Source organism: Brachybacterium halotolerans subsp. kimchii, from assembly GCF_020792675.1.
GTDB lineage: Bacteria > Actinomycetota > Actinomycetes > Actinomycetales > Dermabacteraceae > Brachybacterium > Brachybacterium halotolerans.
This window is the reverse complement of the sequence record NZ_CP086254.1, coordinates 3,826,692-3,851,365: the sequence shown is the minus strand read 5'-3', so window position 1 is coordinate 3,851,365 and position 24,674 is coordinate 3,826,692. Positions and strand designations below refer to the sequence as shown.

23 protein-coding genes are annotated in these 24,674 nt (G+C 73.1%); 10 read left to right on the top strand and 13 right to left on the bottom strand.

Annotated elements, in window-relative coordinates; translation table 11 throughout:
* Positions 1–28: 28 nt before the first annotated feature.
* Positions 29–1,537, bottom strand: coding sequence for an NAD(P)H-quinone dehydrogenase (locus Bra3105_RS17195; protein WP_228357886.1), 1,509 nt, complete (start codon positions 1,535–1,537; stop codon positions 29–31).
* Between the two features lie 40 nt (positions 1,538–1,577).
* Between Bra3105_RS17195 and Bra3105_RS17190 the strand changes: the two genes are divergently transcribed.
* The 4 genes from Bra3105_RS17190 to Bra3105_RS17175 are packed head-to-tail and all read left to right on the top strand — an operon-like array spanning position 1,578 to position 5,714.
* On the top strand, positions 1,578–2,402 hold the full coding sequence (locus Bra3105_RS17190; RefSeq protein ID WP_228357885.1) for a purine-nucleoside phosphorylase: 825 nt from the start codon (positions 1,578–1,580) through the stop codon (positions 2,400–2,402).
* Complete coding sequence (locus tag Bra3105_RS17185) at positions 2,402–4,135, top strand: phospho-sugar mutase (protein ID WP_228357884.1); 1,734 nt, start codon at positions 2,402–2,404, stop codon at positions 4,133–4,135. Before Bra3105_RS17190 ends, Bra3105_RS17185 begins: the two co-directional genes overlap by 1 nt.
* Before the next feature lie 8 nt (positions 4,136–4,143).
* Positions 4,144–4,704, top strand: a complete 561-nt coding sequence (locus Bra3105_RS17180) for a P-loop NTPase family protein (RefSeq protein ID WP_228357883.1) — start codon at positions 4,144–4,146, stop codon at positions 4,702–4,704.
* Positions 4,704–5,714, top strand: coding sequence for an alpha/beta fold hydrolase (locus Bra3105_RS17175; protein ID WP_228357882.1), 1,011 nt, complete (start codon positions 4,704–4,706; stop codon positions 5,712–5,714). Before Bra3105_RS17180 ends, Bra3105_RS17175 begins: the two co-directional genes overlap by 1 nt.
* Here the strand turns inward: Bra3105_RS17175 and Bra3105_RS18605 are convergent, their stop codons facing one another.
* Together Bra3105_RS18605 and Bra3105_RS18600 are read right to left on the bottom strand one after the other, a co-directional pair.
* Positions 5,715–6,050, bottom strand: a complete 336-nt coding sequence (locus tag Bra3105_RS18605; protein WP_323188864.1) for a dihydrofolate reductase family protein — start codon at positions 6,048–6,050, stop codon at positions 5,715–5,717.
* Positions 6,051–6,080: 30 nt separating this feature from the next.
* Positions 6,081–6,395: a hypothetical protein gene (locus Bra3105_RS18600; RefSeq protein ID WP_323188832.1), complete on the bottom strand. Its 315-nt coding sequence runs from the start codon at positions 6,393–6,395 to the stop codon at positions 6,081–6,083.
* A 132-nt stretch (positions 6,396–6,527) separates the two neighbouring features.
* Here Bra3105_RS18600 and Bra3105_RS17165 point away from each other — a divergent pair, with 132 nt between their 5' ends.
* Entirely contained in the window at positions 6,528–7,277 is a 750-nt protein-coding gene (locus Bra3105_RS17165) for a VOC family protein (protein WP_228357881.1), read from the top strand.
* Between the two features lie 25 nt (positions 7,278–7,302).
* Here the strand turns inward: Bra3105_RS17165 and Bra3105_RS17160 are convergent, their stop codons facing one another.
* Positions 7,303–8,067: an SDR family NAD(P)-dependent oxidoreductase gene (locus Bra3105_RS17160; protein WP_228357880.1), complete on the bottom strand. Its 765-nt coding sequence runs from the start codon at positions 8,065–8,067 to the stop codon at positions 7,303–7,305.
* Positions 8,068–8,089: 22 nt separating this feature from the next.
* On the bottom strand, positions 8,090–8,758 hold the full coding sequence (gene deoC, locus Bra3105_RS17155; protein ID WP_200503041.1) for a deoxyribose-phosphate aldolase: 669 nt from the start codon (positions 8,756–8,758) through the stop codon (positions 8,090–8,092).
* Between the two features lie 204 nt (positions 8,759–8,962).
* On the opposite strand from deoC, the gene Bra3105_RS17150 reads away from it, so the two are divergent.
* The 4 genes from Bra3105_RS17150 to Bra3105_RS17135 all read left to right on the top strand — a co-directional run bounded on the left by Bra3105_RS17150 (position 8,963) and on the right by Bra3105_RS17135 (position 13,421).
* Positions 8,963–10,378, top strand: coding sequence for an Nramp family divalent metal transporter (locus Bra3105_RS17150; RefSeq protein WP_228357879.1), 1,416 nt, complete (start codon positions 8,963–8,965; stop codon positions 10,376–10,378).
* Positions 10,375–11,166 carry a FadR/GntR family transcriptional regulator gene (locus Bra3105_RS17145; protein ID WP_200503039.1) on the top strand — a complete coding sequence of 264 codons (792 nt, stop codon included), beginning with the start codon at positions 10,375–10,377 and terminating at the stop codon, positions 11,164–11,166. The genes Bra3105_RS17150 and Bra3105_RS17145 overlap by 4 nt, the downstream gene beginning before the upstream one ends.
* 70 nt (positions 11,167–11,236) lie before the next feature.
* Entirely contained in the window at positions 11,237–12,247 is a 1,011-nt protein-coding gene (locus Bra3105_RS17140; protein WP_228357878.1) for an L-idonate 5-dehydrogenase, read from the top strand.
* Positions 12,248–12,299: 52 nt separating this feature from the next.
* A complete protein-coding gene (locus tag Bra3105_RS17135) occupies positions 12,300–13,421 on the top strand; it encodes an NUDIX domain-containing protein (protein WP_200503037.1) in 1,122 nt (373 codons plus the stop codon).
* Between the two features lie 20 nt (positions 13,422–13,441).
* On the opposite strand, the gene Bra3105_RS17130 is transcribed toward Bra3105_RS17135, so the two are convergent.
* From Bra3105_RS17130 to Bra3105_RS17095, 8 genes are all read right to left on the bottom strand, one after another.
* On the bottom strand, positions 13,442–14,728 hold the full coding sequence (locus Bra3105_RS17130) for a thymidine phosphorylase (protein WP_228357877.1): 1,287 nt from the start codon (positions 14,726–14,728) through the stop codon (positions 13,442–13,444).
* Positions 14,729–14,807: 79 nt separating this feature from the next.
* The gene (locus tag Bra3105_RS17125; protein ID WP_228357876.1) at positions 14,808–15,287 is read right to left on the bottom strand and encodes a cytidine deaminase; all 480 of its coding nucleotides are present in this window, start codon (positions 15,285–15,287) and stop codon (positions 14,808–14,810) included.
* Between the two features lie 4 nt (positions 15,288–15,291).
* Positions 15,292–16,647, bottom strand: a complete 1,356-nt coding sequence (locus Bra3105_RS17120; RefSeq protein ID WP_228357875.1) for an ABC transporter permease — start codon at positions 16,645–16,647, stop codon at positions 15,292–15,294.
* Positions 16,644–18,221 carry an ABC transporter permease gene (locus tag Bra3105_RS17115; RefSeq protein WP_228357874.1) on the bottom strand — a complete coding sequence of 526 codons (1,578 nt, stop codon included), beginning with the start codon at positions 18,219–18,221 and terminating at the stop codon, positions 16,644–16,646. The genes Bra3105_RS17120 and Bra3105_RS17115 overlap by 4 nt, the downstream gene beginning before the upstream one ends.
* A complete protein-coding gene (locus tag Bra3105_RS17110; RefSeq protein WP_228357873.1) occupies positions 18,218–19,789 on the bottom strand; it encodes an ABC transporter ATP-binding protein in 1,572 nt (523 codons plus the stop codon). Before Bra3105_RS17110 ends, Bra3105_RS17115 begins: the two co-directional genes overlap by 4 nt.
* A gap of 202 nt (positions 19,790–19,991) precedes the next feature.
* A complete protein-coding gene (locus Bra3105_RS17105) occupies positions 19,992–21,107 on the bottom strand; it encodes a BMP family lipoprotein (RefSeq protein WP_228357872.1) in 1,116 nt (371 codons plus the stop codon).
* A 375-nt stretch (positions 21,108–21,482) separates the two neighbouring features.
* Positions 21,483–22,709 (bottom strand): amidohydrolase, encoded by a 1,227-nt coding sequence (locus Bra3105_RS17100; RefSeq protein ID WP_228357871.1) that lies wholly within the window; start codon positions 22,707–22,709, stop codon positions 21,483–21,485.
* Between the two features lie 56 nt (positions 22,710–22,765).
* Positions 22,766–23,986 carry a mannose-1-phosphate guanylyltransferase gene (locus tag Bra3105_RS17095; RefSeq protein ID WP_267061932.1) on the bottom strand — a complete coding sequence of 407 codons (1,221 nt, stop codon included), beginning with the start codon at positions 23,984–23,986 and terminating at the stop codon, positions 22,766–22,768.
* Between the two features lie 306 nt (positions 23,987–24,292).
* On the opposite strand from Bra3105_RS17095, the gene sdhC reads away from it, so the two are divergent.
* A complete protein-coding gene (gene sdhC / locus Bra3105_RS17090; protein WP_152354434.1) occupies positions 24,293–24,673 on the top strand; it encodes a succinate dehydrogenase, cytochrome b556 subunit in 381 nt (126 codons plus the stop codon).
* The last annotated feature ends 1 nt before the right edge of the window (position 24,674 follow it).

Here is a 24,674-nt window from a genome sequence, read left to right as displayed (position 1 = left end):
CCCGGCGCGTCCCGGGGTGCTGCGACGCCTACTCCCCCGCGGGCCGTCTCGCCGCCTCGGCGATCGAGCCGGTGAGCGAGGGGTAGACGGTGAAGGCCGAGGCGAGCTCGTCGGCCGTCATCCGCTGCGCGACGGCGAGGGTGATGGGGTGGATGAGCTCGCTCGCCCGCGGGGCGACGACCACCCCGCCCATCACGGTCCCCGATCCGGGGCGCACGACGAGCTTCACGAAACCGGCCGTGAGCCCCTGCATCTTCGCGCGCGGGTTCGTCGCGAGCGGGAGCACGTGCACCTCGCCGTCGGCCCCGTCGACGAGCTCGCGGGCGCCGAGCCCGACCATGGCGATCTCGGGGCTCGTGAACACGGCCGAGGACACCTGCTGGTGGATGAGAGGGCTCACCGCATCGCCGAGGGCGTGGTGCATGGCGATGCGCCCCTGCATGGCGGCGACGGAGGCGAGCGGGTGGACGCCCGTGCAGTCGCCCGCCGCGTAGACCCCGCGCACGGAGGTGCGGGAGACCCGGTCGGTGTCGATGTGACCGCTCGGCCGCAGGCGCACGCCCGCCTCCTCGAGCCCCAGCCCCGCCGTCGCGGGGACCGCGCCGAGGGCCATCAGCACGTGGCTCCCGCGGATCTCCCGGCCGTCCTCGAGGGTGACGACGACTCCTTCCCCGCTGCCGTCACCGTCGTCCCCGCCGTCGGCGCCGTCGCCGTCGGCGACCCGTTCGCGCCGCGCGGACGCGGCGCGCGAGCGGGAGCACAGGGTGACGCCGCGGCGGGTGAAGGCCTCCTCGAGGACAGCTGCGGCGTCCTCGTCGCCTCCCGGGAGCACCTGGTCGCGCGAGGAGACCAGGGTGACCTCGCTGCCGAGGGCGCGGTAGGCGCTCGCGAACTCGGCACCGGTGACGCCCGAGCCGACGACGATCAGGTGCGAGGGCAGCTCGTCGAGGTCGTAGAGCTGGGTCCAGGACAGGATCCGCTCGCCGTCGGGACGCCCCTCGGGCAGCTCGCGGGGTCGCGCGCCGACGGACAGCAGGACCACGTCGGCCGGGAGCACCTCGACGACCTCGCCGTCCGCCGAGAGCACCGCCACGTGCTCGGCGTCCTCGAGGCGTCCGCGCCCCGCGCGCACCACGACGCCTGAGGCCGCGAGCGAGGCCGCGATGTCCTCCGACTGGGCGCGGGCGAGGGCGCGCAGGCGCTCGTTCACGCGGGCGAGGTCCACCGTGAGGGATCCGGCGACGGGCTCTCCGGCGTCCTCGGCGTCGCGGATGCCGAGCCCGGCCGAGGCGCCGACGACGTCGAGGACGTCGGCCGTGGCGACGAGGCTCTTGGAGGGGACCACGTCGGTGAGCACCGCCGCGCCGCCGATGCCGCGCTCCTCGACGAGGGTCACCCGGGCGCCGGTGCGCGCGGCCGTCAGCGCCGCCTCGTATCCTCCGGGACCTCCGCCGATGATCACGACCCGCGGCTCCGCGCCGTCGTCGGGGCCGGTGCGGTCGGGGTCCGGGGGCAGTGCTGTGCTCGGATCGGCCATCTGCTCATTGTGGCCCACGAGCCGCCGTAGGCTGGGGCGCATGAGCGAACTCGACGTCGATCCACAGGCCGCCGCCCGCGAGGCGGCCGCCCGCATCGCGGAACTCAGCGGCGTCCCCCGTCATGACATCGCCCTGGTGCTGGGCTCCGGGTGGGGCGGCGCGGCCGACCTGCTGGGTGAGACCGTCTGGGAGGCTCCCGCGACCCAGGTCCCCGGCTTCCGCGCGCCCGCCCTCGCGGGCCACGTGGGGACGCTGCGCTCCATCGCGATCGAGGGCGGCGACGCCCACGCGCTCGTGATCGGGGCCCGCACCCACTACTACGAGGGCGCGGGGGTCGAGGCGGTGGTGCACGGCGTGCGCACCGCCGCAGCGACCGGCGCCGGCACCATGGTGCTGACCAACGGGTGCGGCGGGATCGACGAGTCCTGGGCGCCCGGCACCCCGGTGCTGATCTCCGACCAGATCAACTTCACGGGCGCGAGCCCGCTGCGCGGCGCGACCTTCGTGGACGTCACCGACCTGTACACCCCGCGCCTGCGGGACGTGGCCCACGAGGTCGACCCCTCCCTCGCCGAGGGCGTGTACATGCAGTTCCGCGGCCCCAGCTACGAGACCCCCGCCGAGGTCCGCATGGCACGCACGATGGGCGCGACGCTCGTGGGCATGTCCACCGCGCTCGAGGCGATCGCCGCCCGCGAGGCGGGCATGGACATCCTGGGCATCTCCCTGGTGACGAACCTGGCGGCGGGCATCAGCCCGACCCCGCTCAGCCACGAGGAGGTCGTCGAGGCGGGTCGCGAGGCAGGGCCGCGCATCGCGGATCTGCTCGCGCGCGTGGTGCGCAGGATCGCCGAGGCGGCGTGATGATCGACGTGCAGCTGCGCTCCCGCGCGCAGGAGTGGATGGACGACGATCCCGACCCGTCGACGCGGGCCGCGCTGCAGGGCCTGCTCGACCAGGCGGACGGCACGGGCCAGGAGGCGGCGGCCGCGGCCGAGGAGCTGGCCGACGCCTTCGACGGCACCCTCGCCTTCGGCACCGCGGGCCTGCGCGGTCGCATGGGCCCCGGCCCGCACCGCATGAACCTCTCCGTGGTCTCCCGCGCCGCCCGCGGGCTGGCCGACCACCTGCTCGGCGAGCTCGGCGGAGGCGGCACCGACGCGGCGCCTCTCGTGGTGATCGGGCACGACGCCCGCCACCACTCCGAGGCGTTCGCGCGGGAGTCCGCGGCGATCATGACGGCCGCCGGCTGCCGGGTGGTCCTCTCCGACGGGCACTGCCCGACCCCGCTCGTGGCCTTCGCGACCCGGCACCTGGACGCCGACGCCGGGGTCGTCGTCACCGCATCCCACAATCCTCCGGCCGACAACGGCTACAAGGTCTACCTGGGCGGACGCGCGAGCGAGCCCGATGGCCGGGGCGTGCAGATCGTCCCGCCGTCGGACGCGCAGATCGCCGCGCGCATCGCGGCCGTCGGCCCCGTCCGGGAGATCCCACGCGCTGCCTCGGGCTGGCAGGTCATGGACCCCTCCGTCCCCGCGGCCTATCTCGAGGCGATCTCCACGATCCTTCAGCCGGACTCGCCGCGCGAGGTGCGGATCGTGCACACGGCCATGCACGGCGTGGGCGGGGCGACGGCGATCGCCGCCCTGCACCAGAACGCCTTCACCGACGTGCACTCGGTCGCGAAGCAGGCCGATCCGGATCCGGACTTCCCGACCGTCGCCTTCCCGAATCCCGAGGAGAAGGGGGCGATCGACCTCGCCCTCGAGCTCGCGCGGACGCTCGAGGCCGACGTGGTGATCGCGAACGATCCCGACGCGGACCGCTGCGCCGCGGCCGTCGTCGATCCGCATCTGGGCGACTGGCGGATGCTCACGGGCGATGAGCTCGGCGTGCTGCTGGGGGCGCGGCTGCTGCGCGGCCACGGCGCCCGCGGCGTGTTCGCGAACTCCGTGGTCTCCTCGCGCTGGCTCTCGCGGATCGCCCGGGCCGACGGGCGCGATGCCGCGACCACGCTCACGGGCTTCAAGTGGATCGCCCGCACCCCCGGGATCGTCTTCGGCTACGAGGAGGCGATCGGCTACTGCGTGCTGCCGGACGTGGTGCGCGACAAGGACGGGCTCTCCGCGGCGCTGCTGGTCGCCGAGGCCGCGGCCGATGCGCGTGCCCGCGGGCGCAGCCTCGTGGAGGACCTCGACGACCTCGCGCGGTCGACGGGCCTCTTCGCGACCTCGCAGCTCTCGATCCGCGTCACCGAGCTCTCCGAGCGCGACGTGATGATGGCCCGCCTGCGCGAGCAGCCGCCCCGCGCGCTCGCGGCCAGCGCCGTCACCGAGGTGCAGGACCTCGCCGAGGGCTCCGTCGCGACCACGGGCCTGCCGCCCACCGACGGCGTCCTGCTCGCCACGGCCGACGACTCCCGTGTGATCGTCCGCCCCTCCGGCACCGAGCCCAAGCTCAAGTGCTACATCGAGGTGCACGAGGCCGTGGACCCGGAGGCCGACGCGGCAGCGCTCGGCGACGTGCGCACGACCGCCGCCGCGCACCTCGAGCAGATCACCCAGGAGATGCGGACGTCCCTGACCGGGGCATGAGGGGCGCCATGCAGAGGATCGCCGTCGTCGGATCGGGCGGGAGCGGCAAGACCTACGTGTCCCGCGCGCTCGGGAAGATGCTCGATGTCCCGGTCACGCATCTCGACGCCGAGTACTACGACGAGGACTGGCATCCGCTGCCCGCCGAGTCGTTCGCGACCCGCCAGCGCGAGATCGTCAGCGGGGACCGGTGGGTGATCGACGGGAATCACTGCACGACGCTTCCGATCCGTCTTGCCGCATGCGACACCGTGGTGATGATGGACGTTCCCACCACGAGCGCACTCCTCGGGGTCCTCTGGCGGCAGGTGCGCCATGGCGCCGGTCAGCACGCGAACGGGGTGCACAATCGGCTGAACCTCGAGGTGCTCCGGTACGTCGTGACCTACCGGCAGCGCATGCGTCCCCGGATGATCGCCGAGATGGCCCAGGTCGCCGAGCACGTCGACGTCGTGCGGCTGACGAGCCGACGGCGGGCGCGGCGCTGGCTGCGTGACCTCTCGGCGCGCCGATCGACGAGCCCGGTGCGAGACGCGCACCCCACGGCGCACGGAGGAGATGACCAGTGATGACCGATGGTCCGCGCGAGAGCGGTCTGCTCCCCGTCGCCGACGGCCAGAGCATCTACTGGGAGGAGTGGGGCGCCCCCGACGGTGTCCCCGCCCTGTATCTCCACGGCGGACCGGGCGGCGGGCTCGGCAGGAGCGGGTATCGCCACCGGTTCGACCTCGAGCGCACCCGGGTGATCGGACTCGAGCAACGCGGCTGCGGGCGTTCGCTGCCGCACGCCTCGGATCCCGAGGTGCCCCTGGCGGCGCACACGACGCAGCACCTCATCGACGACATCGAGGCCCTGCGCGAGGCGCGCGGCGTGGAGCGCTGGATCCTCAACGGGGTGTCCTGGGGCTCCACCCTCGCCCTCGCGTACGCGCAGTCCCATCCCGAGCGGGTGCTCGGCGTGGTGCTGTTCGCGGTGACGACGACCCGCCGCCGGGAGATCGACTGGATCACCGAGGGCGTTGGGGCGATCTTCCCGGAGGCCTGGGACCGCTTCGCCTCCTTCGCCGAGGGCGCGGGCATCGGATACAGGCGCGGCGAGGGCCGGATCGTCGAGGCCTACGCTCGCCTGGTGAACTCCGCGGACGCGGCCGTGCGCGACGAGGCCTCGCGGGAGTGGGCGCTGTGGGAGGACATCCACGTCTCGATCGGCACCGGCGGTCCCGGCTCTCGTGACGATGCGGAGCACAGGGGGCTCCCTCCTGCCGTCCGCCGCGATCCGCGCTGGGAGGACGACGCGTTCCGTCTCGCCTTCGTGCGCCTGACCACGCACCACTGGTCGCACGACGGATTCCTGGATCCGCCGCTGCTCGAGAACATGGCGGCGCTCGAGGGTGTGCCCGCGGTGCTGATCCATGGTCGTCGGGACGTCTCGGGCCCCGCCGTGACGGCGTGGGAGCTGCACCGGCGCTGGCCGGGATCGACGCTCGTCATCGACGAGCAGGACGGGCACGGCGGCACGTCCATGGTCGAGTCGTGGAGCGCCGCGAACGCGAGGCTGCTGGATCGCGTCGGCCGCTGATCAGTCCTCGCGGCGCCGGTACCAGATCTGATGGGCGCGACCGCTGGGCAGCGTGACCGACTCGATGAAGAAGTCGTCGGAGGAGGGCAGGCCCCCGTCGAGCAGGCGCGTGCCCGATCCGATGGTGACCGGCACGATCGTGAGGTGCATCGTGTCCACGAGGTCGGCCGCGAGGAACTCCCGCACCGTGGTCGGGCCGCCGCCGATCCGCACGTCCGTGCCCGGGGCGAGCTCATGCGCCCTCTGCAGCGCCTCCTGCGGCGAGGCGTCCAGGAAGTGGAAGACGGTGCCGTTGTCGAAGGCGATCGGCTCTCGCTCGTGGTGGGTGAGGACGATGACGGGCGTGCGGAACGGCGGCTCCTCGCCCTACCAGCCGCGCCAGCCGTCATCGGTCCACGGCCCCGTCTGCGGGCCGAACTTGCGTCGGCCCATGATCTCGACGCCGATGCCCTGGCCCCACAGGCTCGTCATCGCGGCGTCGAAGCTGAGGTCCTCGATCTTGTCGACGCCGTGGATGGCGCGGCCGTCGAACCCTCGGGTGAGCGCGATCGCCTCGCCGAACGGCTCCTCGAAGGTCACGTAGGAGCCTGCGGCGTACCCGTCGAGGGAGACGAACATGCCCTGCACGCGGGTCCGCGAGGCATCGGCGGAGGACGTGGGGTCGGTGCGTTCGGCGCTCATGCCTCGAGTATGCGCGCCGTGCTCTTCGCGCGCGTGTCCGTTCGTGCGGGCCCTGACCTCGCTCTCCCGCAGGTCCTCCCGGCTGCTCGGAATTCGCTGGTCCGCCGATGAGCGCGGGCATACCCTCGCGCCATGACCGGACTGGCTCTGGACGGCATCGATGTCGACGCGCACTCGCCGGAGACGCTCGCGATCTTCTGGGCCGCCCTCCTCGACCGCGAGGCGGCACCCGGGACGGGAAGCGACTGGTGCGTCGTCCCGCCCGGCCTTGGGGGTGAGGGAGAGGGCCTCCGCCTGCGCTTCGTGCCGACGAGCGTCCGGAAGGCCTCGCAGAACCGCATCCATCTCGATCTCACCACCGCGAGCGCCTCGTCGATGGAGGCGATGATCGCGCGTGCGCTCCGCGCAGGGGGTCGGCGGGCCGACATCGGCCAGGGCGACGAGGACCCGCACGAGGTCCTCGCGGATCCCGAGGGCAACAAGATGTGCATCATCGAGCCGGACAACGGATTCCTCCGCGGCACCGGGGTGATCGGCGCCGTCAACTGCGACGGCACCCGCGCGCTGGGCGAGTTCTGGAGTGCGGCCCTGGGCTGGCCGCTGGTTTGGGACGAGGGTGAGGAGACCGCGATCCAGTCGCCCCGCGGTGGTGCCAAGATCACCTGGTCGGGCACGCCTCTGATGCCGCGCCACGGGAGGGACCGGATCCGCCTCGCCCTCCGCGTGGGGAACGCCGCGGAGCTGAGCACCGCGTGCGAGCGGCTGGAGCGCCTCGGCGCGCGCGTCGCATCAGCGGGCGGTCCGCCGGCCGGTGCGTCGTCGAGGACGATGACGGATCCGGACGGCAACGAGTTCGTCGTGCGCGTCGCCCTGCCGCACTGAGCGGATCTGCACGCCCGACCCGAACTCAGCGCCCGCGGGCGGCCGCCTTCGCGAGCAGCCCCGTGGGGAGGAAGCGGGTGAGTGCGACGATCGCCCGGTAGCGGCGGCTCGGCACGGAGATCGCCCTGCCGCGGGCGATGTCGTGCAGGGCCTCCTCGACGACCCGCGGCGCATCGAGCCACATCCACCCGGGGATGCCCTCCTTGCCCCGCGCCAGGCCCATCCGGGCATGGAACTCCGTGTGGGTGAAGCCGGGGCAGACCGCCGTGACGCTCACGCCGCGCGGCCGGTATCGGGCGTTCGCCCAGCGGGAGAAGCTCACGGTCCAGGCCTTCGCGGCCGAGTACGTGGAGCGCGGGGTGAAGGCGGCGACCGAGGCGATGTTCAGGATCGCCCCGCGCCCGCGCTCGAGCATGCCGGGGAGGACCGCATGCATCAGTCGCATGGGCACCTCGTCGTGCAGGCGCAGATGGCGCACCTCGTCCTCGATGTCGTTGCGCTCGAAGGCGAGGGGCAGTCCGAAGCCGGCGCTGCTCACGAGGACGTCGACGGGACGCGAGGGCTCCGAGAGGCGGGCGACGACGGCCTGCACGTCCGCGTCCTGCGCGAGGTCCGCGGACAGCACCTCGATGCCGTCGGCGCCGAGGCCCTCGAGCTCGGTCGCCAGCTCCTCGAGCGCCGATGCCCGGCGCGCGACGAGCACCAGATGATCGCCGCGACGGGCGAGGGCACGGGCGTACTCCGCGCCCAGTCCCGCGCTCGCCCCGGTGATGAGCGACGTCCGCGTCATCGGTGCTCTCCCGACCCCGTGCTCAGTACCCGGAGCCGGCGGCGTCGCCCTCGAGGACGCCGCGGGAGCCGGAGAGGCCGAGCCGGGAGGCGCCGGCGGCGACCATCGCCTCGGCGGCCTCGCGCGTGCGCACGCCGCCCGAGGCCTTCACGCCGAGCCGGTCGCCGACCGTCCTGCGCATGAGGGCGACCGCGTGCTCGGTGGCTCCGCCCGCGGGGTGGAAGCCGGTGGAGGTCTTCACGAAGTCGGCGCCCGCGCGCTCGGCCGCCTCGCACGCGGCCACGATCTGCTCGTCGCTGAGCACGGCCGACTCGATGATCACCTTGAGCACGGTCGGCGCGGGAACCGCCTCGCGCACGGCGCGGATGTCGGCCTCGACGCCGTCGACGTCGCCGGAGACCGCGAGGCCCACGTTGATGACCATGTCGACCTCGTCCGCCCCGCGCGCCACGGAGTCCGCGGCCTCGGCGGCCTTGATCGAGCTCTGGTGCTGGCCCGAGGGGAAGCCGCACACGGTCGCGACCTTGACGGTGGTCTCGACCGGGAGCATCGAGGGCGAGACGCAGATCGAGTAGGTGCCGAGCTCCTCGGCCTCGCGGGCGAGGGCGTCGACGTCGGCCCGCGTGGCCTCGGGCTTGAGCAGGGTGTGGTCGATCATCGGGGCGAGCTGATCATTCGGGAGGTTCGTCATGACGCAGATTCTTCCACGCGCAGCTCGGGGGCGGGACTGCCCCATCACACGCCAACGCCACCTATCTACCTGTGTGATAGGTTCGATTCGTCGTTCGGCGCCGCACGCAGGATCCGCCCCGAGGGCTTCACCCCCGGCGCACCCGATGCGCCCCGTCGCCGGGCACAGCGATCCCCACCCAGTCTCTCCGGAGGAGTCCCGTCGATGTCGACGTCCGTGCAGTCGTCACCCCCAGAGCGCGCCACCCTGTCCGCGCGAGTGGATCCGTACAGGGTCGACGGCTCGCAGATCACCGATCCGCCGCGCACCTTCCGCGGCAAGCTGCGCTTCCTGGGTCCGGGCATGATCACCTCGGCCGCCGTCGTCGGCTCCGGTGAGCTGCTCACCGCGACCACGCTGGGCGCGCAGGTCGGCTTCATGCTGCTGTGGCTCGTGCTGGTCTCGACGTTCCTCAAGGTGTGGGTGCAGATCGAGCTCGCCCGCTGGTCGATCTCCACCGGCAGGGTCGCGATCGACGGCTACGACGACGTCCCTCCCCGCATCCTCAAGCGCGGCTGGATCTCCTGGCTCGTGCTGCTCATGTTCCTGCAGTTCTTCATCGGCCAGGCCGGCGTGATCAGCGCCTCCGCCTTCGCCTTCAGCTCCCTGATGCCGATCGGCTCCGAGCCCTATTCGCTGCTGTCGATCGGCGTGTGGGTCGCGATCCTCGTGGTGGTCGCGATCGGGATCCATGTCTTCAACCGCTACGCGGTCGTCGAGAACGTCTCGACGGTGCTCGTGCTGGTGGTGACCGCCTTCGCCGTGATCATGCTGTTCCTGCTCAACGGCACCGAGTACGCCTGGACCCTGGGCGACGTGGCCGACGGCATGCAGCTGCGGATCGCCGCGGGATCCGCGGGCGTCGCCCTGGCGATGTTCGGCATGACCGGCGTCGGCGCCGGCGAGACCACCGCCTACACCTACTGGGTCGTCGAGAAGGGCTACGCGGCCTGGACCGGCGTCGACGACGGCTCGCAGGCCTGGATCGACCGCGCCCGCGGATGGATCTCGGTGATGAAGGTCGACGTCTGGGTCTCCTGGGTCATCTACACCTGCTCGACCGCGGCCTTCTTCATGCTCGGCGCGGCCGTCCTGCACCCGCAGGGCCTGGTGCCGGAGGGCAACGAGGTGATGGTGACGATCTCGTCGATCTTCGACTCGACGGTCGGCACCTGGGGCGGGGTCGTCTTCCTCGCCGGCGCGGGCCTCGCCCTGTTCAAGACGATCCTCGCGAACGTCCCGAGCCTGGGCCGCCAGGTCGGGCACACCCTCGCGATCTTCGGCGCCTACGACTGGTCCGACCAGGTGGTCCGCGACCGCTGGCAGCGGGTGATCATGATCGTGCTGCCGATCGGATGGGGCGTGCTCGGCACGCTCGTCTCCTCGCCGCTGACCCTCGTGGTCATCGCGGGCATCCTCAACGCGATCTTCCTCATCGGCGCCGCGATCGCGACCCTGTACCTCGCGCGCACGCAGACCTCGCCGGCGATCCGCGACGGGCGTCCCACCTCGGTGATGCTGTGGATCTCCGCGATCGCGATCATCATGGTGGGTGTGATCGGACTGGTGAACTCCCTGTGAGCACGACGCCCGCCTGGGCCTACCTCTCGGACGACGGGACCGGCGAGGAGGGGACCGCCCTCAGCCGCGAGTCCCTCGCCGCCCGCGCCCGCCAGGCGGTGCTCGACCTCATCGACGACGACGGGCTCGGCGAGGGCGACACCCTGCCCGCGACCGGCGCGCTCGCCGAGCGCTTCGGGGTCTCGCGCACGGTCGTCCGCGAGGCCCTGAGCGCGCTCGCGGCGTTGGGCATCATCGAGATCGCCAACGGTCGCAGCGCGAGCGTGCGCGCACAGGACCACTCCCTCATCCGCTTCTCCCTCGCGCGCGCCCTGCGCGAGTCGCCGGGCGGAGGATTCACCGCCCTCATGGACCTGCGCTCCCCGCTCGAGGCGCGGGCGGCCCGCCTCGCCGCCGTGTCCCTCGCGTCCGAGGAGCGGTCGGCGGACCGTCAGGGCCTCGCCGACCTGCTCCGGAAGATGGGCGAGGCGCTCGAGGACTCCGAGCGCTACCCGCAGCTGGACCTGCGCCTGCACGGCGAGATCGCCCGGCTCAGCGGGAACCTCGCGCTGCAGGGCGTGCTCGACGCCGTGCGCACTCCCCTGTTCCGCGCCATGCAGGACCTGCGCGCCACGCGCGACACCCGCGGCCTCGTGGGCGCCGAGCACGCCGAGCACGTCCGCATCGTCGAGGCGATCCTCGCGGGAGACGCCCGCGGCGCCGAGGCCGCCATGGCCGAGCACATGGAGGCCGTCGCCTCCCTGGACGCGCCGACCGCGCCCCGGCGCACGCACCCGCACCCGGGCTGACCCCGCGGGGCCGCTCCCGCTCCCCTCGCACTGCACTTCCACTCCACCGCTCCCTCGAAAGGCGAACACCATGCGCGCTCTCCAGCTCCAGAAGGCGCAGGACCTCCGGGTCGTCGACCGCGAAATCCCCGAGCTCGGTCCCGACGACGTCCAGATCGACGTCGAGTGGGGCGGCGTCTGCGGCTCGGACCTCGGCTACTGGCGCCACGGCGCGACCGGGACCGCCCAGATGCGCCACCCGCTCGTGCTGGGCCACGAGGTCTCCGGCCGCATTCGCGCCCTCGGCCCGGACGTCGCGGGGCTGACGGTGGGCCAGGCGGTCACCGTCCACCCCGCGCGGACCACCGGTCCCCTGCCCGAGCGCCTCGCCGGACGGGACAACCTCCATCCCGATCTCACCTACCTCGGCTCCGCCATGCGCGACCCGCACACCGACGGCGGCTTCGCACAGGTGCTGCAGGTGCGCGCCGCGCAGGTGGTCCCGCTGCCCGAGGGCCTCGACACGCGACGGGCCGTACTCGCGGAGCCGCTGGGCGTCGCGATGCACGCCGTCCACCGTGCGGGCGACGTCGAGGGCGCGCACGTGCTGGTCAGTGGCTGCGGCCCCGTCGGCCTCCTGGTCGTCCTCGCCGTGAAGGCGGCGGGCGCCGCCCACGTCACCGCGATCGACCTCGCCGAGCCCGCGCGCGCCGCGGCCGCCTCCGTGGGGGCCGACGTCACGACCGACTCCCCCGAGGGCATGGACGAGCGCATCAGCGTCGCCTTCGAGTGCTCCGGGGCGCCCGCCTCCCTCGACGGGATCATCCGCTGCATCCCCCGCGCCTCCACGATCGTGCAGGTCGGGAACCTGCCCGTGACCCCCGTGACGGTCTCCCTGGGGCCGATCGTCTCCAAGGAGATCGACTACCGCGGCACCTTCCGCTTCGTCGCCGAGATCGAGGTCGCGGTGCGCCTGCTGGCCGGGAGCGACACGGCGGAGCGCGTGATCAGCCACGAGTTCCCCCTCGACGAGGCCGAGGCCGCCTTCACCACCGCCGCGACCGATCCCACGAGCAGCAAGGTGATCCTGCGCATCGGCTGAGCGGGCGGTTCCCGCGTCCTCGTCGAGGCCCGATCCCCTAGACTCGGACCCCATGACAGACCCCGCCGCAGCCCCCGCCCCACCCCGTCGGATCGTCCTGGTGGCGGGCCCCTCGGGCAGCGGCAAGGGCGTGATGACGCAGCGCAGCGGGCTGCCGCTCGTGCCCCTCGACGAGTTCTACCGCGACGGCGACGACGAGGCCCTCCCGCAGCGCTTCGGGATCGTCGACTGGGACGACCCGGCGTCCTGGAACGTGGGCGCGGCGCTCGAGGCGCTCACCGCTCTCGCCCACGACGGCCGGGCGGACATCCCCGAGTACTCGATCTCCCGCTCGCGGCGCACCGGCACACGCAGGCTCGAGGTCGACGAGGAGCGGGTCATCGTCGCCGAGGGCATCTTCGCGGCCGAGCTCATCGCCCCGCTGCGGGCGGCGGGCCTGCTCGCCGACGCCCTCGTCGTCGACCGCCCCGCGCCCCTCGTGTTCTCCCTGCGCCTGGCCCGTGATCTCTCCCAGTCCCGCAAGCCCCCGCTCACGCTCGTGCGACGCGGCTGGGGACTCGCCCGCGACCAGCGCGGCGACGTGGCCCGCTGGAGGGCGGCCGGGATGCGCTGCGTCGGCCTGCGCGAGGGCACCGCCCACCTGCGGGCCCTCGCGGACACGGCCCGCGCCGAGGCCCGGGCGCAGAGCCCGGCGCGCTCCGTCGGCGTTCCCGAGGCAGCCCCCGGGCCGGCATCGGGCGGGACCGGGCCGGCCGTGCTCACCATCGCGGCGGTCTGCTTCCTGCGCGAGGGCCCGTCGGGACTCGAGCTGTTCGCGGTCCGCAAGCGCGGCACCGACGCGTTCATGCAGGTCGGCGGCAAGCTCGAGCCCGGGGAGGACGCCCGTGAGGCGGCCGTCCGCGAGGTGATCGAGGAGCTCGACGTCGTGCTCGAGGAGGAGGGCCTGGAGCTGCTCGGCGAGTTCGAGGCCCCGGCCGCGAACGAGGCCGAGACCATCGTGCGGGCGAGCGTGTTCCTCGCCCCCTCGGACTCCCTGCCCCGCGACGTCGAGGTCTTCGCGGAGCTCGAGGAGGGCCGCTGGTTCCCTCTCGGCGCGGACGATGCCCCCGGGGTGCAGCTCGCGCCGCTGATGACCGATCACATCGTCCCGCGCCTGCGCTCGCTGCTGGGCTGAGCGGGACCGCCCCGCGGGCCTCAGGCGATGCGGTCCAGCACGATCCGGCGCGTGTCCTCGGCGGCGGTCGCCTCGATCGTCCAGGCGCCGTCGATCGCCTCGAGCGCGCGGCCGAAGCGGTCGGGCGTGTCGGTGTGCAGGGTCGCGAGCACCTCGCCCGCGGCGACCCTCTCCCCCACCACCTTGTGGAGCTCGACGCCCGCGCCGGCCTGCACGGCCTCGCCGGGACGGGACCGCCCGGCGCCCAGGCGCCAGCCGGCCACGCCGACCTGCAGGGCGTCCAGGCCCGTGACCACGCCGTCGGCCGACGCCCGGACCTCCTCGGTGTCCGATGCCACGGGCAGAGGCGCCTCGGGATCGCCGCCCTGGGCGGAGATCATGCGCTTCCAGGTGTCCATCGCGCGGCCGTCGGCGAGGGCGGCCTCGACGTCGACGTCGTCCTTCCCGGCGGCGGCGAGCATCTCGCGGGCCAGCGCCACCGTGAGCTCGACGACGTCCGCGGGGCCGCCGCCCGCGAGCACGTCGACGCTCTCGCGGACCTCGAGGGCGTTGCCGACCATCCGGCCGAGGGGCGCGGACATGTCGGTGAGCAGGGCGACGGTGCGCACGCCCGCGTCGGTGCCGAGGTCGACCATCGTGCGGGCGAGCTCGCGGGCGTCGGACTCCTCGCGCATGAAGGCGCCGGCGCCGGTCTTCACGTCGAGGACCAGCGCGGCGGTGCCCTCGGCGATCTTCTTGCTCATGATCGAGCTCGCGATCAGGGGGATCGCCTCGACGGTGCCGGTGACGTCCCGCAGCGCGTAGAGCTTCTTGTCGGCCGGGGCGAGTCCGGAGCCGGCCGCGCAGATCACGGCGCCCACGTCCTCGAGCTGTGCCATCATCTCCTCGTTGCCGAGGTCGGCCCGCCAGCCCGGGATGGACTCGAGCTTGTCCAGGGTGCCCCCGGTGTGGCCGAGCCCGCGCCCGGAGAGCTGCGGGACGGCGACGCCGAAGCTCGCCACGAGCGGGGCGAGCGGGAGCGTGATCTTGTCGCCCACGCCGCCGGTGGAGTGCTTGTCCGTCGTGTCCTTGGACAGCGAGCCGAAGTCCATGCGCTCGCCGGAGGCGATCATCGCGGCGGTCCAGCGGGCGATCTCCTCGCGGTCCATGCCGCGCAGGAAGATGGCAATGGCGAGCGCCGCCATCTGCTCCTCGGCGACGACGCCGCGGGTGTAGGCGTCGATCACCCAGTCGATCTTCTCGTCGCTCAGGCGGGCGCCGTCGCGCTTGTCGCGGATGACGTCGATCGCGTCGAATGCTTCGGTCATGGGGCCGTCTCCTCGGGTCTCGAACGGTGCAGCGGCGGGGTCGTCGGGGTCGACGGGGCGTGCCCGACGGGTCCCTCGATCATCCCGCGAGGTCGGCGGGGCCGAAGGCCTGCGGGAGCAGTCCCTCGAGGTCGAGCACCCCGTGCGGGGAGAGCATGCGGAACTGCGGGCCCGCGTGCTCGGAGAGCAGCTGGCGGCAGCGGCCGCAGGGCATGACGACCTCGCGGTCGCCGGCTGCGACGTGCTCGTCCCCGCCCACGCACACGAAGCGCCGCAGCGTCCCGCCTCCGCCGGCGACGAGGTCGCTGACCATGCCGCACTCGGCGCACAGGGTGACGCCGTAGCCGGCGTTCTCGACGTTGCAGCCCGTGACCACGCGGCCGTCGTCCGTCGTGGCCGCGGCCCCGACCCGGTAGCGGGAGTACGGGGCGTAGGCGCGCTGGGCGACGGCGCGCGCGGCCTCGACCAGCTCGTCGAAGTCCGCGGTCCCGTCGCCGGTGCGCTCGGCGTCCGTGCGCGCCCTCGTCGTCCGCTCGCTCGCCTGCTGCTCGCTCGTCATGCGCTCACTGTTTCACGTAGGGGACGCCGTCGGCGGCGGGGACGCGCACGCGCCCCACCACTCCCGCGACCGCGAACAGGGTGACGATGTACGGGAGCATCAGCAGGAACTGGCTCGGGATCCCGGCGCCCGTTCCCGAGGGCAGGGAGGACAGGTTCAGCTGCAGGGCGTCCGCGAAGGCGAAGAGCAGCGCCGCGAGCAGCGCGCCCACCGGGTGGTAGCGGCCCAGGATCATGGCGGCGAGCGCGATGTACCCCTTGCCGGCGCTCATCTCCTCGCCGAAGGCGACGCCGGTGCCGATCGTGAGGGTCGCGCCGCCCAGCCCGGCGACGGCCGATCCCAGCAGCACGTTGGACCAGCGGGTGCGGCTCACGTCGATGCCCACGGTGTCCGCGGCCCGCGGGTGCTCGCCGACGGCGCGCACGCGCAGGCCCCAGCGGGTGCGGAACAGGGCGACGGTGAGCACGGCGACGATGATCCACATGAGGTAGACCAGCACGGTCTGCTCGAACAGCACGCGGCCGATGATCGGGATGTCCGCGAGCAGAGGGATGCGGATCGTGAGCAGGCGCAGCGGCTGGTTGAACATGCCGGGGTTCTGCTTCATCACGGTGCCGAAGAAGAAGCTGGTCAGCCCGATCGCGAAGACGTTGAGGACCACGCCCACGATGATCTGCTGGACCTGGTAGCCGATCGCGAACAGGGCGAGCAGGGCGCCGATCACGAGCGCCATGATCGGCGCGGCGACGAGCCCCGCCCAGGCGCTGCCGGTCACGGAGCCGACGAGCACCGCCCCGAAGGCGCCGAACAGCAGCTGGCCCTCGATGGCGATGTTGATGACGCCCGCCCGCTCGGAGAGCACGCCCGAGAGCGCGCCGAAGGCGAGCGGCACGGCGAGCAGCATCATGGTCTGCAGCAGGGCGCCCAGATCCACGGTGGCGCCCTTGAACGCCCAGGTGAGGAACGACAGCACCCACAGCACGCCGAAGCCGACGATCACGGCGACGCGGGCCCGCCCGCGGGGCATGGCGCCCCGGGCGGCGCGCACCCACAGGTAGACGGCGACGGCGAGCGCGAGCACGGCCAGCACGATCGCGGCGACCTTCGTGGGCACGGGGACGTCGCCGGGGATGATCCCGCCGGGGTTGAGGTCGCCGGGCGCGGCGATCCGGTAGGCGGTCTGGACGCCCGAGGGGGCGAGCAGGCCGAAGACGAGCACGGCGATCAGGGCGAGCGCGGTGAGCACGGTGGGCAGCAGCCACCAGCGCCGGGGGCGCTCGCCGGCGCCGCCGGATGCGCCCGCACGGGAGGGCTCGGGCGTGGGCGCGGCTGCGGGGCTGGACTGGTCGAGGGCGGTCATCGCTCCTGGCCTCCCGTCGTGTTCTCTGCGTCTGATGCGTCCGGGTCCGGTCGGGACGATGCCGGGGGTCCGGCCGATGCCGGGGGCCCGCCCGGATCCGGGTCCGGGTGGTCCCCGGAGGAGGACGGGGCCTCGGAGGCGGTGCCGTCGGGAGTGCCGTCGGGCGCGTCAGCACCAGGCGTCTCCACATCGGTGCCCGGCCGCGCCTCGCCGGCGGGCTTCGCGCGGCGCACCCGACGAGCCCTGCCGGGCTGGTCGACGCGGCGCAGACCCAGCAGGAAGCGCACGAGCGGCGGCGCGGCGATGAACAGCACCACGAGCGCCTGGATCACCTGGACGAGGTCGATCGGCACGCCCTGCGAGGTCTCCATGAAGCGCCCGCCGGTGGAGAGCGCGGCGAACAGGATGCCGGCGAGCAGGATGCCGATCGGTCCGGAGCGGCCCAGCAGCGCCACGGTGATCGCGTCGAAGCCGATGGATCCGGCGATCGACCCGGTGAGGCGGTGCTCGGTGCCCAGCACGTGCACGGCGCCGGCGAGGCCCACGAGCGCTCCCGCGACGAACATGACGCCGATCGCGCTGCGGCCCACGTCGATGCCGGCGACCTCGGCCGCGCGCGGGTTCGATCCCACGGCGCGGAAGCGGAAGCCGATGGTCGAGCGGCTCATCAGCCACCACAGGAACACGATCGAGGCGAGCGCGATGAGCAGCCCGAGGTGCAGGCGGTACCCCTCGCCCGCGAGCAGCGGGAGGCGGGCGCTCGAGAGCACGGAGGGCGAGGTGGGCTGTGCCTTGTTCGAGCCCGTGAAGGCCGAGGTGGTCAGGGCGAATGCCAGCCCGTAGGTCGCGATCCAGTTGAGCATGATCGTGGAGATCACCTCGCTCGACCCGAAACGGGCCTTGAGGTATCCGGCGATTCCGCCGTAGACGCCGCCCGCGACGATGCCGACCACGAGGCAGACGATCAGGTGGATGACCGGCGGCATCGGCACGGCGAAGCCGACGTACCCGGCGGCCGACGCGCCCACGATCAGCTGGCCGGTGCCGCCGATGTTGAACAGGCCCGAGCGGAAGGAGACGGCCATGCCGACCGAGGCGATGATCAGCGGGGTCGCGACCGTGAGGGTCTCCAGCAGCGGCTTGAAGCCGCGCGCGAGGGCGGGCAGCAGGACGTAGGTGCCCGAGCCTCCCCGCGCGCGGAGGTCGTCGGCGACCTTGCCGAAGGCCCGGTAGTCGAAGATCGATCCGCGGAACATCGCCGCGTACGCCTCCGAGATCGCGCTCCAGCCGGCGCTGAAGGTGTCGGCGGGGCGCGCGAAGAAGTAGCCGAGGGCGGTGCGGACCTGCGCGTCGGAGACGAGGATCAGCACCGAGCCGATGATGAAGGCGAAGACGAAGGCGCCCACGACCACGACCACGTTGCCGCGCGCCAGGCGCTGGGCGAGGCCCGCGACGGACGTCGGGCGCGAGGAGTCCCCCGGCCCTCCGGTCTCGCTCGTGGTGCCGGGGTCGCCGGGCTGGACCGCGGTGCCGGGGGCGACCGGGCGGACCTCGCCGTCGATGCTCGCGCTCATGCGATCTCTCCTTCGTCCACGAGCTGGGAGTCGGTGGTGCGGGCGCCGGCGGCGACGGCCTCGCGCGCCGCCTCGACGGTGTAGCCGGCCATCATCAGGCCGAGGACGTCGCGGTCCTCGTCGGCCGGGACGACGCCCAGGATCCCGCCGCGGTACATCACGGCGATGCGGTCGGCGAGCTGGATGACCTCGTCGAGCTCGGTGGAGACGATGATGACGGGGGTGCCCTTGTCGCGCTCGGCGATGATCCGCCGGTGCAGGAACTCGATGGAGCCGACGTCGACGCCGCGGGTGGGCTGGGAGGCGATGAACAGCGAGAGGTCGCGCCCGAGCGCACGGGCCATCACGACCTTCTGCTGGTTGCCGCCCGAGAGCGTGGAGACCGGGTCGTCGATCGAGCCGGTGCGCACGTCGTACTCGGCGACGTCGCGCACCGCCCTCTCGCGGACCGCGCGGGGGTGCAGCACGGGTCCCGTGCCGTAGGGGGCGCGATGGTGCTGGTCGAGCACGAGGTTCTCGGCGACGGAGAAGTCGGCGACGAGGGCGTCGTGGGTGCGGTCCTCGGGGACGAAGCCCACGCCCGCGTCGAGGATCTCGCGGGTCGAGCGCCCCACGAGCTCCTTCCCGTCCAGGCGCACGGAGCCGCGCAGCTCCTTCTGCAGGCCCAGCAGCGCCTCGGTGAGCTCCGTCTGGCCGTTGCCCTGAACGCCCGCGATGCCGAGCACCTCGCCGGCGGCGACGTCGAGGTCGACGTCGTCCAGCACGGTGACGCCCGAGGGATCGGTGACGCCTAGGCCGCGGACGGACAGGGCCGTCTCCCCGGGCTCGGCCGCCTCCTTCTGGAGGCTGAGCTCGACGGCGCGGCCCACCATGAGGGAGGCGAGCTCGGTCTGGTCCGTCGCGGGGTCTGCGGTGCCCACGACCTTCCCGCGGCGGATCACGGTGATCGTGTCGGAGACGGCCTTGACCTCGCGCAGCTTGTGGGTGATGAACACGATCGAGGTGCCCTCGTCGCGCAGCTGGCGCATGATGTCCATGAGCTCGTCGGTCTCGTGCGGGGTGAGCACGGCGGTGGGCTCGTCGAGCACGAGGATCTCGGCGCGGCGCGAGAGCGCCTTGATGATCTCGACGCGCTGCTGGGCGCCGACGGGCAGGTCCTCGACGACGGCGTCGGGGTCCAGGTCGAAGCCGAAGCGGGAGGAGATCTCGCGGACCGTGCGGCGCGCGCTCGCGAGGTCGAGCAGGCCCCCGGAGGTCGGCTCGTGGCCGAGCACCACGTTCTCGGCGACGGTGAAGGGCGGCACGAGCATGAAGTGCTGGTGGACCATGCCGATGCCGGCGCGCATCGCATCGCCGGGCCCGCCGAAGCGCACCGGCTGCTCGTCCAGCAGGATCTGGCCGCCGTCGGGCCGGTAGAGCCCGTACAGCACGTTCATGAGCGTGGACTTCCCGGCGCCGTTCTCCCCCAGCAGGCTGTGGATCTGGCCGGGCTCGACCACGAGGTCGATCGAATCGTTGGCCACGAAGGTGCCGAAGACCTTCGTGATCCCTCTGAGCTCGAGCTTCACGCCGGCTCTCCTCCTCAGGACGGGGCTGGGTCGGGCCGACGGGCTCCGGCGGCGCGGGGTCGACGGGCGGTCCGTCGGCGGGGATGCCGGCGGAGGGGTCCGACGGCGGGCCGACGGCCCCGGGGCTCCGGGGCGGACCGAGCGGTCGCGCCCCCGGGATCCGGGGCCGTCGGGGTCGGCGGGCATCGGCCCGCCGGAGGGATCAGCCGAGGTTCTGGGGCGAGGCGGCGGACTCGACGGTGATCTTCCCGTCGATGATGTCCTGCTTGAGCCCGTCGACCTCCTTCTTGAGGTCGGCGGGGACCTTGGAATCGAGCTCGTGGTACGGCGCGAGGTCCACGCCGCCGTTCTCGAGGGTGCCGACGTACGGCTCGTTCTCGAACTTCCCTCCGGCCGCGGCCTTCGTGACGTCCTCGACGGAGTTCCCGATGCCCTTCTGGACCGAAGTGAGGATGAGCTTCTTGGCGTCACCGTCGGTCACGGACTCGTAGCCGTCGGAGTCGACCCAGATGACGTAGCGGTCCTTGCCCTCCTTGGCGGAGGCCAGGGTGCCGGAGCCGACGGGCCCGGCGACGGGCATGACGATGTCGGCGCCCTGGGAGTAGAAGCTGTCGGAGAGGGCCTTGCCCTTGGACTGGTCCTCGAAGTTGCCGGTGAAGGAGCCCTTCTGGGTCTTCTTGTCCCAGCCCAGCAGCTTGACGTCCTTCTTGTGGACCTCGTTGTACTTGGCGACGCCGTCGGCGAAGCCGTCCATGAAGATGGTGACGGTCGGGATCTGCATGCCGCCGTAGGTCGCGACCGTGCCGGTCTCCGAGGTGCCCGCGGCGACGTAGCCGGCGAGGTAGGCGGCCTGGGCCGTGTCGAAGGAGAGCGGCTTGACGTTGTCGACCTCGATGGCCTTGCCGTCCTCGTCCTGCGCGGTCGAGTCGATGATCGCGAACTCGACGTCGGAGTTCGCCTTCGCGGCGGTGCCGGTCGCGGGGGCGAGCAGGAAGCCGACGGTGAAGATGAGGTTGCAGTCGCCCGTGACCAGGTTGTCGATGTTCGTCGAGAACTGCGAGGGATCGGTGGACTCGGCGGTCTGCGTCTGGATCTTCAGATCGGACTCGGCCGTCTTCAGGCCGTTGTACCCGGACTCGTTGAACGACTTGTCCTCGAAGCCGCCGGAGTCGGAGACCATGCAGGCCTTGAAGTCGGAGGAGGCGGCCTTGCCGCCGCCGTCGCTGCCCGAGGATGCCTCCTCGGGAGCGCTGCCGCAGGCGGCGAGGGCGAGGGCGCTGACGCCGAGAAGGGCGAGGGAGCGGGACAGGTTCTTCAACGGGTCCTCCGGAGGTTCGGGCGGAAGGGATGTCGCCGATGCTGCGACGCGGTGGTGCACTGCTGCGGTGCGCTGCGACGAGGGATGAGGAGCGGGGTGGCCCGAGCGCGGGCGATCGCTCGCGGGCCGCCGGGAGAGGGATGGGGGAAGCTCCCGTGCCCCGATCGTCCACGTCCGGGACGCACGGCGTTCACAGTAGCCGTCGCCTGCATCACACGATGCCCGATCCGTCGCCTGTGCCCGAACCGTTATCAGACCGTGCCCGTGCGCGCATCCCGCGTCCGCGGGGTGAGGCGGGCAGGGGTCCCCGCGGGGTGCGCAGCGGGCCCCGGCGGGGTTCGCAGCGCGGGTCGCAGCAGGAGCACTGCGGGGGTCTCAGGCGAGCGGCGCGTCCCGCAGCAGGCAGACGTGGGCGAGCACGTCCGCACCGATCGTGATCGCCCGCTCGTCGACCGTGAAGTCGCCCATGTGCAGGTCGTAGGTGCGCCCGCCCGGGGTGCGCGTCCCCAGGCGCGCGAGGGCGCCCGGCACCTTCTCGAGATACCAGGCGAAGTCCTCCCCGCCGAGCGACTGGCGGGCGGTGTCGAGCTGGTCGCGGCCGCGCACGCGCACCACGGCCTCCTCGAGGAAGCGCACGCTGAGCGGGTCGTTGGAGACGGGCGGGACGCCGCGATCGTGCTGGACGGTCACGGTCACGCCCCACATGCGGGCGATCTCGCCCAGGAGCTCCTCGAGCAGCTCCTCGGCACGGTCCCAGGCATCGTGGTCGAGGCAGCGCAGCGTCCCCTCGAGGACGCCCGAGGAGGGGATCGCGTTGAACGCGGAGCCAGCGTGGATCGACCCCCAGGTGAGGTTCACGCCGCTGCGCGGGTCCATCCGCCGGCTGAAGGCCGCGGGCACCTGGGTGACGATCTGCCCGAGCGCGTAAATGAGGTCCTGGGTGAGGTGGGGCCGGGAGGTGTGGCCGCCGGCGCCGCGCACCTCGATGCGCACGGGATCGGTGGCCGAGGTGATCGGGCCGGGCTTGAGGCCCACGTGCCCGACGTCGACGCCCGGGTCGCAGTGCAGCGCGAAGATCGAGTCGATGCCGTCGACGACGCCCTCGCCGATGAGCTCGAGCGCGCCGCAGGGGTGGCGCTCCTCGGAGGGCTGGTAGACCAGGCGCACGGTGCGGCGCAGCGCCCCGGCGTCGGCGACCCTCACGAGGGCCATGGCGGCGCCGAGCACGGCGCTCATGTGGACGTCGTGGCCGCAGGCGTGGGAGACGCCCTCGACCTCGGAGCGGTAGTGCACGCTCGTGAGCTCGGGGATGCCCAGGGCGTCCATGTCCGCGCGCAGCGCGATCGGGGCGAGGTCGGGATCGGAGCCCGGGATGTCGCAGATCAGCCCGGTGCGGGGCATGCGCACGGGCGCGAGTCCGAGGTCGCTGAGATGCGCGGCGATGACGTCGGTCGTCGCGTGCTCCTCGTGGCTCAGCTCGGGGTGGCGGTGCAGATGCCGCCGCACCTCCCGCAGCTCGTCACCGCGCTCGACGAGGGTCCGACGGATCAGTCCGTCCTCCCCCAGCATCGTGCGCACCTGCTCCTCGACACCGCTGTCCACGACCTCGTCCGCCCTTCCCCTCGTCCACTGCGCGTCGAACGCGCCGTCCGTCCGCCTCAGCGCAGATCCGCGAGGCCCTCGTCCTCGAGCCCGGCGACGAGCTCGGCGAGGTCGCGGGCACCGGAGTCGGCGGCGATCAGGAGCACGTCATCGGTCTCGACGACGCTCAGACCGTCCACGCCGACCAGTGCGATCGGACGCTGCGACGAACCGTACACCGTGGCGTGCGCGTCCCGATCGACCGTCCGGGCGCCGCCGACGACGACCACGTCGCGTCCCTCCGCGTCCCCTGTCCGGCGCAGCTGCCGAGCGAGCGCCGCGAAGTCGCCGACGTCGTCCCAGTCGAGGTCCGCGGGGACGACGGCGACCCTCCCCTGCGCGGCCAGCGGCTCGGCCAGCGCGTGGTCGATCGCGATGCTCGTGAGGGTCGGCCACACCTCCTCGAGCACCCTGTCGGCAGCCCGGTCGGCAGCCCGGTCGGCGACCTGGTCGCCATCCCGGTCGCCCGGGTGCTCGCGCGGCTCGTCGCGGACCCGAGCGGCGGCGATCCTGCGCACCCCTGCGGCGAGGGGCGGGATCTGCGCGGCGAGGGCGTCGAGCAGCTCGCGGGCGCCCGCGACGAAGATGCCCGCGTTCCAGAGGTGACGACCTCCGGCGAGATAGCGGGCCGCGCGCTCGGCGTCGGGCTTCTCGACGAAGCTCGCGACCCGCTGCGCGCCCGTGCCGGCGAGGGACGGGAGGGGCTGGGCGAGCGGTCCGCCGGCGTCCGGTGCCTCGTCGGCCCTCTCGATGTAGCCGAACCCCGTGGCGGCGCGGGTGGGCTCGATGCCGATGGTCACGAGGTACCCGCGGGCGGCGGCGGCGCGGGCCGCGGCGATCGCGCGGGTGAGCGCGGCCTCGTCCCCCACCAGGTGGTCCGCCGGGAAGGAGCCGATCACGGCGTCGGGGTCCTCGGCCTCGGCGAGAGCGGCGGCGAGGGCGATCGCGGGCATCGAGTTGCGCGGCGAGGGTTCGCGCAGGATGCGCGGCCTCGCGTCGGAACCGGCCCCGACGGCCCCCTCCGCGCCGGCGACCCGGGACCCGAGCTGCGCGGCGACGGCCTGCGCGTGCCGGGCGCCGGTGACCACGATCGCGGGTCGATCGGCCGAGGGCTCGACGCGGGCGAGCGTGGCCTGCAGCAGCGAGCGCCCCTGCCCCAGCGGGTCCAGGAGGAACTTCGGCCGGTCGGCGCGTGAGAGTGGCCACAGGCGTGTACCCGCGCCCCCGGCGGGGACCACGGGGACGAAAGGACGCACAGGGGCCGCCGTCCGCTCCGGGTCGTGTCCTGACACCTGGTCAGGAACCTCTCGGGGCGCTGTCAGCGGGTCGTCGTGGGATACGGCGCTCGGCATGGCGCCCAGGGTATCCGGGGTGTCGGCCGTCCCCGTCGCGACCTGCGGCGGTGCTACTGTGGCAGAGCCCCACGCCGGGCACGATGAGGACGTCGTCGTGGTCACGGGCGCTGGCCCGTGGGCACCGAGGCCCCACCTGGACTGCGCAGGTCGGAGCCGCCCGGCACACACCAGTACAAGTCGGAGGAATCCGTGGCATCAGCAGAGGCCGGGACGCTCTATCGCGGCGGCGAGGGCATGTGGTCCTGGGTCGCGCACCGCATCTCGGGAATGCTCATCTTCCTGTTCCTGATCGTGCACGTCATGGACACCGCCCTGGTGCGCGTGTCCCCCGAGGCCTACAACGAGGTGATCGGGCACTACAAGACGATCGTGTTCGGGCTCGGAGAGATCGGCCTCGTGGCCGCGATCTGCTTCCACGCCCTCAACGGCATCCGGGTGATCCTCGTGGACTTCTGGTCCCAGGGCGCCCGCCGCCAGCGCGCCCTGTTCTGGGGCGTCGTCGTGGTGTGGGTGCTGCTCATGATCGGCTTCGTGCCCCGCCAGCTGGGCCACATGTTCGGATGGTGGTGAC